The 13613-nt window shown below is 65.8% G+C and carries 11 protein-coding genes and 2 pseudogenes; 2 read left to right on the top strand and 11 right to left on the bottom strand.

Going from position 1 to position 13613, the window contains the following annotated elements:
• Positions 1-21: 21 nt before the first annotated feature.
• The 4 genes and pseudogenes from BLU17_RS13820 to BLU17_RS13805 form a co-directional block, all read right to left on the bottom strand.
• Positions 22-1320 (bottom strand): sugar ABC transporter permease, encoded by a 1299-nt coding sequence (locus BLU17_RS13820; protein ID WP_091997352.1) that lies wholly within the window; start codon positions 1318-1320, stop codon positions 22-24.
• Positions 1321-1331: 11 nt separating this feature from the next.
• Entirely contained in the window at positions 1332-2138 is an 807-nt protein-coding gene (locus tag BLU17_RS13815; protein WP_091997350.1) for an ATP-binding cassette domain-containing protein, read from the bottom strand.
• 75 nt (positions 2139-2213) lie between these two features.
• A pseudogene (locus BLU17_RS13810) lies at positions 2214-3166 on the bottom strand (ABC transporter substrate-binding protein).
• A gap of 274 nt (positions 3167-3440) precedes the next feature.
• A complete protein-coding gene (locus BLU17_RS13805; protein ID WP_091997348.1) occupies positions 3441-4409 on the bottom strand; it encodes an AraC family transcriptional regulator in 969 nt (322 codons plus the stop codon).
• Between the two features lie 458 nt (positions 4410-4867).
• Here BLU17_RS13805 and BLU17_RS13800 point away from each other — a divergent pair, with 458 nt between their 5' ends.
• On the top strand, positions 4868-6271 hold the full coding sequence (locus BLU17_RS13800; protein WP_091997346.1) for an MFS transporter: 1404 nt from the start codon (positions 4868-4870) through the stop codon (positions 6269-6271).
• A gap of 190 nt (positions 6272-6461) precedes the next feature.
• Here the strand turns inward: BLU17_RS13800 and BLU17_RS13795 are convergent, their stop codons facing one another.
• Positions 6462-7475 (bottom strand): Gfo/Idh/MocA family protein, encoded by a 1014-nt coding sequence (locus tag BLU17_RS13795; protein ID WP_091997344.1) that lies wholly within the window; start codon positions 7473-7475, stop codon positions 6462-6464.
• A gap of 32 nt (positions 7476-7507) precedes the next feature.
• Here BLU17_RS13795 and BLU17_RS33505 point away from each other — a divergent pair, with 32 nt between their 5' ends.
• Positions 7508-7705: a hypothetical protein gene (locus tag BLU17_RS33505; protein WP_218137011.1), complete on the top strand. Its 198-nt coding sequence runs from the start codon at positions 7508-7510 to the stop codon at positions 7703-7705.
• Between the two features lie 197 nt (positions 7706-7902).
• Here the strand turns inward: BLU17_RS33505 and BLU17_RS13790 are convergent, their stop codons facing one another.
• The 6 genes and pseudogenes from BLU17_RS13790 to BLU17_RS32370 all read right to left on the bottom strand — a co-directional run.
• Complete coding sequence (locus BLU17_RS13790) at positions 7903-8658, bottom strand: helix-turn-helix domain-containing protein (RefSeq protein WP_091997342.1); 756 nt, start codon at positions 8656-8658, stop codon at positions 7903-7905.
• A gap of 255 nt (positions 8659-8913) precedes the next feature.
• Positions 8914-10308: an aspartate aminotransferase family protein gene (locus BLU17_RS13785; protein ID WP_091997340.1), complete on the bottom strand. Its 1395-nt coding sequence runs from the start codon at positions 10306-10308 to the stop codon at positions 8914-8916.
• A gap of 20 nt (positions 10309-10328) precedes the next feature.
• On the bottom strand, positions 10329-11807 hold the full coding sequence (locus tag BLU17_RS13780; protein ID WP_091997336.1) for an NAD-dependent succinate-semialdehyde dehydrogenase: 1479 nt from the start codon (positions 11805-11807) through the stop codon (positions 10329-10331).
• A gap of 127 nt (positions 11808-11934) precedes the next feature.
• On the bottom strand, positions 11935-12417 hold the full coding sequence (locus BLU17_RS13775) for an Lrp/AsnC family transcriptional regulator (protein ID WP_091997334.1): 483 nt from the start codon (positions 12415-12417) through the stop codon (positions 11935-11937).
• A gap of 7 nt (positions 12418-12424) precedes the next feature.
• Positions 12425-13459 carry a N(2)-acetyl-L-2,4-diaminobutanoate deacetylase DoeB gene (gene doeB, locus BLU17_RS13770; protein ID WP_091997332.1) on the bottom strand — a complete coding sequence of 345 codons (1035 nt, stop codon included), beginning with the start codon at positions 13457-13459 and terminating at the stop codon, positions 12425-12427.
• Positions 13460-13464: 5 nt separating this feature from the next.
• A pseudogene (locus BLU17_RS32370) lies at positions 13465-13613 on the bottom strand (ectoine hydrolase DoeA); the annotation flags it as partial.

Here is a 13613-nt window from a genome sequence, read left to right as displayed (position 1 = left end):
GGTCAGATTGCGGCGCGCGCCTCAGGCGCGGCCATGCGAAACGCGCGACTGGCGTGCGAGCGAATCGACGATCACCGCGATGGCGAGCACGGCGCCGGTGATCATGAAGCGCAGCGAGGACGACAGGTTCAGGAGCGTGAGGCCACTCGCGATCGACTGGATCACGATGATGCCGAGCACGGCGGACCACGCGCTGCCGCGCCCGCCGAACAGGCTCGTGCCGCCGATCACGGCCGCGGCGATGGCGTTGAGATTCACGTCGCCGGTGCCGGCCTGCTGGCTCGCGGAAGCGAGCCGCGCCGCCGTGAGCACGCCGCCGAGCGCGGCGAGGCTCGCGCACAGCACGAAGGCGCTCGTATAGATCGCGCCGACCTTGATGCCGGCGCGCCGCGCGGCCTCGTGGTTGCCGCCCACGGCGTTCATCGAGCGGCCCCAGCGCGTGCGCGTGAGCGCGTACTGCATGACGACCGCGAGTCCGAGAAAGAGGCCGAACATGAGCGGCACGCCCCGGCCGCGGTTGAGATAGGCGACCACGATTTCGAGGAACACGGTGAGCGCCGCCGCACGCGCGAGCAGGCTCGCAACCGACGGCGCGGAAAGCCTGGCCGCGTGGCGGCGCGCACGCGTGCGCATGCCGAGCAGCAGGAGCACGACGCCGGGCAGCAGCGCAACCAGATGCGAGACGAGCCGTGGAACGACCATCAGTTGCCCGAAATTCACCATCGCCGAGCCGTAGGGAAGATTGATCGAGCCGGTCGAGCCGAGCACGTAGAGCTGCATGCCGAGGATCGCGAGCAGCCCCGCGAGCGTCGAGACGAAACTTGGCATCCCTATCCAGTTGAGCAACAGCGCGTACAGCGCGCCGATCACCGCGCCCACCGCGATTGCGACGGCGATGGCGAGCAGCACCGGCCAGCCGTCGTTGACCCACAGCGTGCCGAGCAGCGCGGAGGCGAAGCCGCTCATCGAGCCGACCGAAAGGTCGATCTGCCCGACCAGCAGCACACAGACGATGCCAAGCGAGATGACGCCGACCGTCGAACAGTCGAACAGCATGTTCACGAGGTTGTCGGCCGAAAGAAACACCGGATTCAGGCTCGTGAAGACGGTCCAGATGATGACGAGCCCCGCGATGACCGGCAGCGAACCCAGGTCGCCCGAGCGCACGCGGTCGACGAACGCCGAGACGCTCCCGCCGATTCCGCTCGCGTGCTTCACGCGCACGTCGCCGCGGTCGAGCAGCGTGGACGGCGGCGGCGCGTCGCGCGGCGCTTCGCGTGCGGCATCCGGCTGCGGAGCGCCATGGATGGTCTTGCTCATGATCGTTCCTTTCATTGCACGTCCTGTTGCGCCTGGCGGCGGCCGGCGCGGCGCGAAACCGCATTTTCGGTCGCGCCCGTAATCGCGGCCACGAGCTCCGCGTTCGAGGAATCGGGATAGAAGACGCCGTTGTTGCGGCCGAGCCGCAGCACGACGATGCGGTCCGCCACGGCGCGCACGTCCTCCATGTTGTGGCTGATCATGATGACGGCGTGGCCGCGATCGCGCACGCGCTCGATCAGGTTCAGCACTTCCGCGGTCTGGGCCACGCCGAGCGCGGCGGTGGGCTCGTCGAGCATGATGAGCTTCGGGTCGAGCAGCAGCGAGCGCGCGATCGCCACGGTCTGGCGCTGGCCGCCCGAAAGCGAGGCGACCACGTCGCGTACGCTTGGAATGCGCGCCGATAGCTCGTTGAGCAGCGTCCACGCCTTCACTTCCATCGTGACTTCGTCGAGCCGGTATGGGCTCAGCTCGCGGCCGAGGAAGATGTTCGCGACGACGTCGAGGTTCTCGCACAGCGCGAGATCCTGGAACACCGTGGCGATGCCCAGGTCGAGCGCCGTGCCCGGATCGGTCAACGTGACCGGCCGGCCGCGGAACGTGATCGTGCCCGCGCCCGGCTGGTGCACGCCCGCCAGTATCTTCACGAGCGTGGACTTGCCCGCGCCGTTGTCGCCGACGAGGGCGACCACCTCGCCCGCATGCACGTCGAGCTCGATGTCCGTGAGCGCCGAGACCGCGCCGAAGTGCTTCGAGATGCCGCGCAGGCTCAGCACCAGCTCGCCGGGCGCGCCGCGTGTCGTGGATTGGTCAGTCATGAAATGGGTACCTCTATGTTTCTCCACGGACCCGGCACGTGCCGGGTCCCTTGCTGCCGGTTCCCGCGGTTCGCGTCAGTTCGAAATGCCGAGCTTCCTGCAGCCGTCGGCATAGCGGCCCGTGCACAATTCCTTCGCACTCGCGATGTTCTTGTCCACGACCTCGGCCTTGATGTTCTTCTGCGTGATGACGGCGGGCTTGAAGAGCTGCGTGGGCGTCTTGAAGAGCGTCGTCTCGCCCTTCACGGGCTGGCCGTCGAGGAAGCCCACGGCCACCTTCGCCGCCGCGCCCGCCACGATTTCGCTGGGCTTGAGGATCGTGTTGTACTGGTCGCCCGCGATGATCAGCTGCAGGCCGGCCGTCGTCGCGTCGTTGCCCGTGACGGGCGGCACCGGGTTGACGCCCGCCGCCTTGAAGGCCGCGACGGTGCCGCCCGCCGTGCCGTCGTTGGCGGCCACGACGCCCACGATCTGCGTGCCGAAGCGCGTGATCTGCCCGCTCACCCACTGCTGCGCCTTGGGCGGCGCCCATTCGGGCGTGTCGTATTCGGAGAGCGTCTTGTAACCGCTGCCCTGCAATCCTTCGTGAATGCCCTTCTTGATGAGTCCCGCGGCGGCGTCGGTGGGCGAGCCGTTCACTTCGAGCACGCCGCCCTTGCTCGCCGCGACGCCCGATTCCTTCAGGTGCTGCACGAGCGACTGCGCAATCGACCTGCCGATTTCCTCGTTGTCGAACGAGACGTAGTAGTCGCGGGCGTGGAGGGCACGGGCCGGTCATAGGCGATGACCTTGATGCCCTGGCTCTGCGCCATATGCACGAGCGAGGCCGCCGCCGTCGAGTCGACCGGGTCGAGCACGATGACCTTCGCGCCCTGCGCGATCACCGAGTTGAACTGCTGCTGCTGCTGCGAGGCGTCGGCGTTCGCATTCTGGTAGAGCACCTTGCAGTCGGGACAGAGCTTGCCCATTTCGGCCTTGAAGCCCGGAAAGTCGTGCTGTTCGTAGCGAGTGGATGCCTGGTCGGGCATCAGGAAAGCGACCGTGCCGCTCGGCGCGGCATAGGCCGACGTCATCGGCATGACGCCCGCAAGCGCGAGGCTGAGCGCGGCGGCGCCGAACAGTTGGGTGTGAAGTCTGGTCATCGGGTGTCTCCGTATTCTGGTTGATTGCCTTGGTTGAATGCCGGTGCGGTTACTGCCGTACGGTTGCGACAAGTGAGGCTGCCTGCTGAAAGTGTGAGTGGGTCCTCCGCGATACCTGGCGCGAGCGCGGCGTTCCGGTTCCAGGCGACGAGCGAAGGCGCTAGCCGGGCGCTTGCGCACCGTGCGGGGTTTCGCTCTTGCCGGCCGCGCTGGCGGCATTGAGCCGCTGATACGAGCGCCAGCGCGACGGCGACATGTCCTTGAGCGAGAGGAACTGGCGGTTGAAATTCGAGAGATTGTTGAAGCCCACCTGGTAGCAGATGTCCGTGATGTTCAGTTCACCTGACATCAGGAGCTGGCACGCCAGATTGATGCGCAACTGGTTCACGTAGCGCACGAACGACACGCCCGTGTGACGGCGGAAATAGCGCGAAAACGCGCTCACGCTCTGCCCCGCCAGTTCCGCCAGCTCCGTTTCGCGCAATTCCTGCGAGAGATTCTTGCCGATGAACGTGAGCACGTGATTGATGCGCGTGCCGGCGTAGCGGGCGGGCTCGGCACGGTACGCCTCGCTCGCGAGCGCCGCGGGCTCGCCGCTCTGCACGAGCAGATCGAGCAGCGCGATGAAGAGCGTGACGCGCCGCATGCCTTGCGCGCCGAGCATTTCGCGCAGGATGGGCGCGGCGGCCGCCCCCGTTTCCGGCGCGAACAGCAGGCCCCAGCGCGAAGCGTCGAGCAGCGTCTCGACGCGTCTGAATTCGGGAAACGCCTCGATCGCGCGCGCGATGAAATCCGCGTTGAATTGCAGGACGAGACACCGTTCGTCGACCTGTTCGCCGTGCGGCACGCTGCTGACCCAGTTGTGCGGCAGGTTCGGGCCGATCATCACGAGATTGCCGGGCGCGAAGCTGCCGATGAAATCGCCGACGAAATACTTGCCTGTGGTCGCGGTGATGAGGTGAATCTCGTACTCGGGATGGAAATGCCAGCGCACGGTCCGATAGGGGTAGCCGTGCGACCAGACCTTGAACGACTCGTCGCGCGGCACGGCGACCAGTTCCAGGTCAGGCTGGGAATGTGCGGCGCTCCGCGCGTCCGGGCGCAACGAGGCGGCCCCTATGCTTTGCATCTCTCTCCTCCACCGGTTTTTTTGTTTTGGGCGACTCGCCCGACGCCGAAGGGCATACTCACAGGACGCGCCGCCATGACTGAAAATTAACCGCGGCGGAACCCGTCCACCACTGAAAATCAGACCGCAGACCGATACTTTTTTGCATTCGGGTTAGCCCCTAACGGCCTGGCGGCGCCGGAAGTCAACTTTTGTGCAGGGCAACAGTGCTTCTGGCCGAGCGAAAACGGCAAATATTGCCGCCCCACGCACACAGCGAAGGCGCCTGACCGGTCAAAGCCGGTCAGGGCGGCTGAAATCCGGCCGAAGCCGGCCGTGCCATCAGGCCCCGGCGATGCGCAGGCAGGGAAAGTCCCGATACGAAATCGTCCTATGACATCGGAAACGAAAATTGACCGGACTAACTTGATCGTTCAAGCGCGCCATTCGGGCCGCGGTTCCTGAAACGAGGACGTCTTATGCGATACGCCGAATCATGGCCTACCCACACAGCGGGCCGATCCCTGTGGGACGGCACGCCATCTCCCGAGCACGACCAGCCCGCCGCGGCCGCGGCCGGAAGCGCGCAAACGCTGCCGCGCCGCGCCATTGCAGCCGCGGCGCTCGGCAACGCGACCGAGTGGTTCGACTACGGCATCTATGCCTATGGGCTAGCCTATATCTCCGCGGCGCTGTTCCCGGGCAGCACGGCGAGCGCCACGCTCTTCGCGCTCGGCACCTTCGCCATATCCTTCCTGATTCGCCCGCTCGGCGGCCTGTTCTGGGGTCCGCTCGGCGACCGCCTTGGCCGCAAGAAAGTACTCGCGCTCACCGTGCTGCTGATGTCGGGCGCGACGCTGCTCGTGGGCCTTCTGCCGACCTACGCCAGGGCGGGCTGGCTCGCGCCCGCCGCGCTCATTGCGTTACGCATGATCCAGGGCTTTTCGACCGGCGGCGAATATGGCGGCGCGGCCACCTTCATGGCCGAATACGCGCCCGATGAGCGGCGCGGCTTCTGCGGCAGTTTCCTCGAATTCGCGACACTGGCCGGCTTTTCGCTCGGCGCCTTGCTCATGCTCGCGGCGTCGCTCGCGCTCGGCGACGACGCGATGCATGCGTGGGGCTGGCGTCTGCCATTTCTCGTCGCGGCGCCGCTCGGCCTCGTGGGCTGCTATCTGCGCTCGCGTATCGAAGACACGCCCGTGTTCCGCGAACTCGAAAAGAAAATGGCGGAGCACGAGCGCTCCGCCGTTTCGCTCGGCGCGCTGCTGCGCGAGCATCGCTTGCCGCTCGTGCTGCTCGGCGCGCTCGTGGTCGCGCTCAATGTCGTGAACTACGTGCTGCTGGCCTACATGCCGACCTACATGCACAAGGAACTCGGCGTGAGCGAGAACATGTCGCTGCTGATTCCACTCATCGGCATGCTCTCGATGATGGCCCTGCTGCCGTTCGCGGGACACCTCTCCGACCGCGTGGGCCGCAAGGCGCTCTGGTGGTTCTCGCTCGTCGGGCTGTTCGTCGCGGCGGTGCCGATGTTCCTGCTCATGCGCCACGGCGTGGCGGGCGCGCTGATCGGCTTTGCCGTGCTCGGGCTGCTTTATGCGCCGCAACTCGCGACCATCTCGGCGATGTTTCCGGCCATGTTCCCCACGCACGTGCGCTATGCAGGGATGGCGATCGCGTACAACGTCTCGACTTCGCTGTTCGGCGGCACCGCGCCGATCGTGAGCGACTGGCTCGTCGACAAGACCGGCAGCCCGCTCGTTCCGGCCTACTACATGATGGCCGCGTGCGCGGTCGGCGCCATTGCGCTCTTCTTCGTGATCGAGACGAAGGGTTGTTCGTTGCGCGGACACCAGGTGCCGGGGAAACCGCATCATTAATCGCCCGGCGGCCCGGCAGGGGCGCCACGCTTCAATGCGATGCCCGACCTTGCGTCGGGCATTTTCTTTTGCCGCCGTCAACGTTTGAAAATGATGCCGCCGTAGCGGCATCGGTCGGGGAGGCAGCATGCCGGTGAACGATCTTCCACCCGCCGCCTTTCCGGCTGAGCGCCACGGTGAACGCGGCCCTTCATCCTTGCTCGATGTTCTCCCACGCGCCTGAATCCGCCGAACGGAAAACGGCGTCGATCACGCGCATGTTCGCGCGCGCGTCTTCAAGCGGAATGGCCTGGCCTGTTCCGTTCAGTATGGCTTGCGCAAACACGGCCGCCGCCACGCCATATTGATCGCACGCTGGAACCTCGACCCAATGTTCGGCATCGCCACGCCCGCCCGGCTGCCCGCTCACGAGGAGCCGCGTCGGCCGGTCGTTCGGTGCATTAAACGGGATCTCGACTTCCACCCTTCCTTTCGTGCCGTGAAATTGCATCCGCTGATAGGCATGAATCTGGGTCGAATAAAAAAAGCTCGCCTGTATGCCCTCGAAATCCAGTATCACGGAACCGAGCCGGTCCACCTCGAACGATGGATCGCGCGCCATCAGGGCGACTGCCCGCCTGGGCTCGCGCCCGGTAACGAAGCGCGACATCGTGATCGGATAACAGCCGATGTCGAGCAGACCGCCGCCACCCAGCTCGCTCTGGTTGCGGATATCGCGCGCGTCGGCGTTGTAGTAGGTGAAGCCGCCCGTCACCGCCCGCAATTCGCCGATGGCGCCCTCTTCGATCAAGGTTCGCACCTTTAGCCACTGAGGGTGCGTTCGAACCATGAAGGCCTCCTGAATATATCGGCCGCTGCTGTCGCGCGCGGCAACCAGTCGTTCGGCCTGTTGTGCATCCAGCCCGATCGGCTTTTCGCACAGCACATGCTTGCCGGCCTCGACGGACCGGATCGTCCATTCCATGTGAATGTGATTGGGTAACGGTATGTACACCGCATCGATTTCCGGGTCGGCCAGCAGCGCCTCATAGCTGTCGTACGCATGGGCCAGCCCGTATTTCGCCGCGGCTTCCCGTGCCTTTTCAGGCGATCGCGACGCAATGCCCTTTACCCGGCACTTCGGCGCGCGGTGCATGGGCACGACGACCTTGTCGTTGATCTTCGACGTGCCCAGGATGCCCCAGACGATTTCGTCCTTTGCCATGACGCCCCCTTTCGTACTTGCGGAATCCGTATGTGAGCGGGATCGAACCGGGCAGCGCGCCGCAGGAGCCCGATAGCGGCTGTAGTTTACACCGCGAAAAACGTCGCCAATGGGCTCGCGAGCCGGAAGCCGGCAGCGGGACGAAAGCGCACGCGGTCGAGAAACCGCGCGCGGCGGATATTCCGCGCGAGTCCCTTTGCGCAGACTGGTTCGGTTTCGGACTGGAATGATTCGACGCGCTGGCGGCAAACATCGCCGCAGACGGAGGAGGAAAGACTGACCGGCGGAAGACCGGAACTTGCTGGAAGGACTGGATGCGCGATATCGGGTGTCCGGCGGGCATATTGCGGCGGCGACGTTCACCGCGCTTGCCGGGTCCGTCGGTTCGCTTTTCGCGGCATCGGCGAAAAACGAACCGGGCGCCCGCTCAAACCGTTTGCAATCCTTCGATATCGACGATGCGAATCAGCTTGCCCTGCGCGTCGATGAGGCCGCGCTTCTGGAAGCGCGACAGAATCCGGCTCACGGTTTCGAGCGTGATGCCGAGGTAGCTGCCCATGTCCTCGCGCGACATGCGCAGGCGGAACTCGGCCTGCGAATAGCCGCGCTGCCAGTTGCGCGACGACACGTCGAGCAGGAAGGCCGCCACGCGCTCCTCGGCCGTGAGCGAGCCGAGCACCATCATCTGCGAGGCTTCCTGATTGAACTGGTCACCCATGAGCCGGTGCAGGCGGTCCTGCATCGTGCTGCTCTCGCGGCACAGGCCCTTGAGCGCGGCGTAGGGCAACGTGCAAATCGAGCTGTCTTCGAGCGCGACCGCGCTGAACGCGTGCACGTCGTTGGCGATGCCGTCGAGTCCCAGCGCGTCGCCCGCAAGGCGCAGCCCCGTGATCTGCTCGCGGCCGTCACGGTTGACGATAAGCGTCTTGAGCGAGCCCGAGCGCACGGCGAACAGGCTGTCGAAGCGGTCGCCCGAGCGGTAGAGCGCTTCCCCCCGGCGCACTTTGCGCGCCCCGCAGATCAACGCCTCGAGCCTCGGCAGATCTTCGACCGGCAGACCTTGCGGCATGCAAAGATGGCGCATGGCGCACCCCGAGCAACGCGCGCTGGGCTGCGCTCCCGCGAGAGGAGCACGACTGCTTTGGCGCACGACGATAGCGGATCCTGCGACGGGTGACAGCATCGGACGACTCCTTCTTTAACATTTTTTAAGATTTCGACGCATTGTCACACCATGCGTGTGCGTCAATGTGGCGGCAAAATGACGCGCACCAGAACGGGCGGCCTTTGAGCCTTGTCAGGTGGCGGTTCTGTGGCATATAGCGGCAGATCAAGCGGCCTAAAAACAACACTTGCGACGCCGGCGTAAAAACGCAAAAAAGCCGCCGTACTTGCATACGGCGGCTCGCGGTGTTGATCCGTCAATCGTTTGCGTGCGTCATGCGGCCCCAGCGAGATTGCGCTCGGCCACTTCGTCCACGGCTTCCTTCACGATCGCGACGATCTCGTCGGCTTCGGCGCGCGTCATGACGAGCGGCGGCGCGAAACCGAGAATGTCCCCGTGCGGCATGGCGCGCGCGATCACGCCGCGCTGCAGCGCCGCCGCCGAAACCTGCGGGCCGATTTTCAGCGCCGGATCGAACGGCTGGCGCGCGTCCTTGTCGGCCATGAATTCGAGCGCCGCCAGCATGCCCACGCTGCGCACCTCGCCCACGAGCGGATGTGCGCCGAACGCCTCGCGCAACTGCGCGCCGAAGTACGAGCCGACCTGCGCCGCGTTCTCGACGAGCTTTTCGCGCTCGATGATCGCGAGGTTGGCGAGCGCCGCCGCCGCGCACACCGGGTGCCCCGAATAGGTCCAGCCATGGCCCATCGGCCCGTGCTCCCGCGACCCGCGTGCAATCACGTCCCAGACCTTCTCGCCGACGATCACGCCCGAAAGCGGCGCATAAGCGCTCGTGAGGCCCTTCGCGACCGTGATGAGATCCGGCTCGATGCCGAAGTGCTGCGCGCCCATCTTCGAGCCCAGCCGTCCGAAACCGCATACCACCTCGTCGGAGATCAGCAGGATGTCGTGCTTGCGCAGCACCGCCTGGATGGCCGGCCAGTAGCCCGCCGGCGGTTCGATGATGCCGCCCGTGCCCATCACCGGCTCGGCGATGAAGGCCGCGATCGTGTCCGCGCCTTCGCGCGCGATCAGCTTCTCGAGTTCTTCCACGCAGCAGGCGACGAACTGTGCTTCGTTCATGCCGGCGGGCGCCTTGCGATACCAGTGCGGGCAGACCGTATGCTTCACGCGGTCGATCGGCAGGTCGAAGTGCTGATGAAAACTCGGCAGACCCGTGAGGCTGCCCGTCACGATGCCCGAGCCGTGGTAGCCGCGCTCGCGCGAGATGATCTTCTTCTTGTTCGGGCGGCCCAGCACGTTGTTGTAGTACCAGACGATCTTGACCTGCGTTTCGTTGGCGTCCGACCCGGACATGCCGTAGTAGACCTTCTTCATGCCGGCCGGCGCCCAGTCGATGATGCGCGAGGACAGCTCGATGATCGCATCCGAGGAGTGGCCCACATACGTGTGGTAGTACGCGAGCTGCTTCGCCTGCTCGTACATGGCGTCGGCGACCTCGGTGCGGCCATAGCCGATGTTCACGCAGTAAAGCCCCGCAAACGCGTCGATATACTGCTTGCCCTGATGGTCCTCGATGCGGATGCCCTTGCCGCCCCGCACGATCTTGCCCGGCAGTGCGCCGCTCTCGTGATCGTAGGCATGCGTGGACGGATGCATGAAGTGGGCACGGTCCTGCGCGAAGAGCGCGTCGAATGATTGGGTCATGATGTCCTCCTGATTCGGGTTCAGGCCATGGCCGCGAGCGGCAGGCCGAGATTGCCAAGACAAAAATATTTGGTTTCCACGAAGGGCTCGAAACCTTCCGCGCCGCCCTCGCGGCCAAGGCCCGAGGCCTTCATGCCGCCGAACGGAATCGGTGCGCCCGTGAACTTCACGCCGTTGACCGACACCATCGCGAACTCGAGCCGGCGCACGAGCTGGAAGATCGTGTCCATGCGCGTGGCGCACACATAGGCCGCGAGGCCGTACTCGGTGTCGTTCGCCTTCGCGACGACTTCGTCGAGCGTGTCGAACGCGCAGACGGCCGATATCGGCGCGAAGTTCTCCTCGTCGTACACGCGCATGCCGGGCGCGGCATCCGCTATGACGGTGGGCGCGTAGTACCAGCCGCCCAGCGCGTGCGGCTCGCCGCCCGCCACGATGCGCGCGCCCTTTTCGCGGGCGTCGGCCACGCGCGCCACCGTGCCGTCAAAGGCGGCCTGATGCATGAGCGGGCCCACGTCCACGCCCGGCTCGAACGCGGGGCCGGTCTTGAGCGCGCGCACGGCTGCCGCGTAGCGCTCGACGAATGCTTCGTAAAGCGGCCGCGCCACGAAAATGCGATTCGCCGCGCAGCAGTCCTGCCCTGAAGTCTGGAACTTCGCGCCCACGGCAATCTTTACGGACTGCTCGATATCGGCGTCCTCCGTCACGATGAACGGCGCGTTGCCGCCCAGTTCCAGCGCGACCTTCTTGATGCCCGCGCGCGCGGCCGCCTGGGTGACGAGCGCGCCCACGCGCGTCGATCCGGTAAAGCTCACGGCGCGCACGCGCGTGTCGCTCACGAGCGTTTCCATCGCCATCTGCGGCTCGCCCAGCACCACGTTGTAGACGCCTGCGGGAAAGCCTGCTTCCTCCGCGAGTTGCGCGAGCGCGAGCGCCGAATACGGTGTTTCGTGCGCGGGCTTCACGACCACGGTGCAGCCCGCCGCGAGCGCCGCGGCGGCCTTACGGGTAATCATCGCCACGGGGAAATTCCACGGCGTAATGAGCGCCGCCACCCCGACCGGCTCCATCACGGTGCCCAGATGCGCGCCGTCGATATGCGTGGGAATCGTGCGGCCCGCAAGACGCTTCGCCTCATGCGCATACCATTCGACGAAGCTCGCCGCATAGCGGATTTCGCCGCGCGACTCGGCGAGCGGCTTGCCCTGTTCGAGCGACAGCAGCGCGGCGAGATCTTCCTGATGACGCACGATGCGCTCGTGCCAGCGCAGCAGCGCCGCGCTGCGCTGCGTTTGCGCGACCCAGCGCCACGATTCGAACGCACGCTGCGCGGCGTCGACCGCACCGGTGATCTGCGCGCGATCGAGCATGGGCACGTGGCCGATCACGGACTGGTCCGCGGGATTCTGCACGGCCACGGTGGCCGCGCTGTCGCTGTGCACCCAGCGGCCGTCTACGTAGCACAGCGATTTGAACAAGATGGGGTGTCCGGGCAGCATCTCGTCTACTCCTTATCCGTTGTCGATATGCAAACCATTCTGGTCCCCGCAGCGCACAGAAATTTTTTGTTTCGGTCCCGCGCGCTTGCGGTTTTTTCTTAAAGCCATGCCGGCGGGCACGAAAAATTCACGCGCTTTCCACGGCCCACGCGGGCGCCTGATTCGGCGCGCACTTCACCACCTTCGTCACGATGTAGGTGAAGTAGCGTTCGATGCCGAGATCCTCCATCAGCAGCGCGTCGATGAAGCGCTGGTAATGGTCGATATCGCGCGCCAGCACGTGCAGCACGTAGTCGACGCCGCCGCCCGTCGCGTAGCACTGCATGACTTCTTCGGCCGCGCTCACGCGCGCTTCGAAGCGGCGCATGTCGTGCGCGGTGTGCCGCGAGAGCGTCACTTCCACGACGATGCGGCTGCCGCGCAGCGCGCCCACCCAGTCCACCTCGGCGTGGTAGCCGCGTATCACGCCGCTCTCTTCGAGCTTGCGCACACGCTCCCACGCCGGCGAAATCGAGAGATTGACTTCTTCGGCGAGCTTCGACTTCGTGATGCGGCCGTCGCGCTCCAGAATGCGCAGGATGGCGAGGTCGTAGCGGTCGAGCTTGATCACGGCGCGCTCATGCCGTCACGGGCAGGTTGCGTTCGACCACGTCGGCAACCACCGCCACGGTGTCGCCCGCCTGCACGAGGCCGGGGAAATGACGCGCCGCGAGCAGCCCGCCGCGTTGCGCGCGATATTCGACGGGCGCCGCGCCGGTGCGGTCGATGTCGTGCACGCGCGCGAGCAACTCGCCCGCCTCCACGGTCTCGCCGAGATCGCGGCACATCTCCAGCAGCCCGCGATGTTCGCTCGTCGTGTAGCAGGTGCCGTCGGGCATGTCGAGCAGCGTCGTCGTGCGCGGCGCGGCCCGGCGCTCTTGCTCGCTCGCCTTGCGTTCGATTACGCCGGCGTGGGCGAGAAAGCCGCGCACGCCGCGATCGGCAATCGCCACGCTCGCCGCCGTCGAGGTGCCGCCGCCGCCCAGCTCCGTGGAGACGAACACCTTGCCCGCCTCTTCCACCGCGCTGTCGAAGAGGCCCACGCTGTCGAGTTCGAGCATGCGCATGGAGTACGGTGCGCCGAACGCGCGCATTGCACGCTCGCAACGCGCCTGCTGCTCGCCGTCGGGCAGCACGTGAATCGCGGCGAACGGCACGAAGTCAAGCGTGCGCCCGCCCGCGTGAATGTCGAGCACATAGTCGGCGCGCGCGAGCAGATGCCGCTGGAAATAATCGGCGATCTTTTCGGTCACGCCGCCGTCGGGCCGCCCAGGGAAGCTGCGATTCAGATTGCCTGCGTCGATCGGCGAGGTGCGCGTGCCCGCGCGAAACGCGGGATAGTTCATATACGGCACGATGATCACGCGGCCATTCACCTCGGCGGCCTGCAGCGAGCCCGCCAGCTTCGCGAGCGCGACCGGGCCTTCGTATTCGTCGCCATGATTGCCCCCGGTGAGCAGCACGGTCGGTCCTTCACCATGCTTGACCACCGTCAGCGGGATCATGATCGCGCCCCACGCGGAATCGTCGCGCGAATAAGGCAGCCTGAGAAAACCGTGTTGTACGCCATCGGCGTCGTAATCGACAGTCGGTGTAATCGGTGACGCACGCATCGTCTCTACTCCTTCACGAACAGTTTGCGCGGCGTGTTGCAGAGGGTCTCGACGCCGGTTTCGGTTATCAGAATGCTTTCGGTGATTTCGAGGCCCCAGTCGTCGAGCCACAGGCCCGGCATGAAGTGAAACGTCATGCCGGGTTCGAGGACCG

It is taken from the genome of Paraburkholderia lycopersici (assembly GCF_900096975.1).
Lineage (GTDB): Bacteria > Pseudomonadota > Gammaproteobacteria > Burkholderiales > Burkholderiaceae > Paraburkholderia > Paraburkholderia lycopersici.
This window is presented reverse-complemented; position numbering and strand designations above follow the sequence as displayed.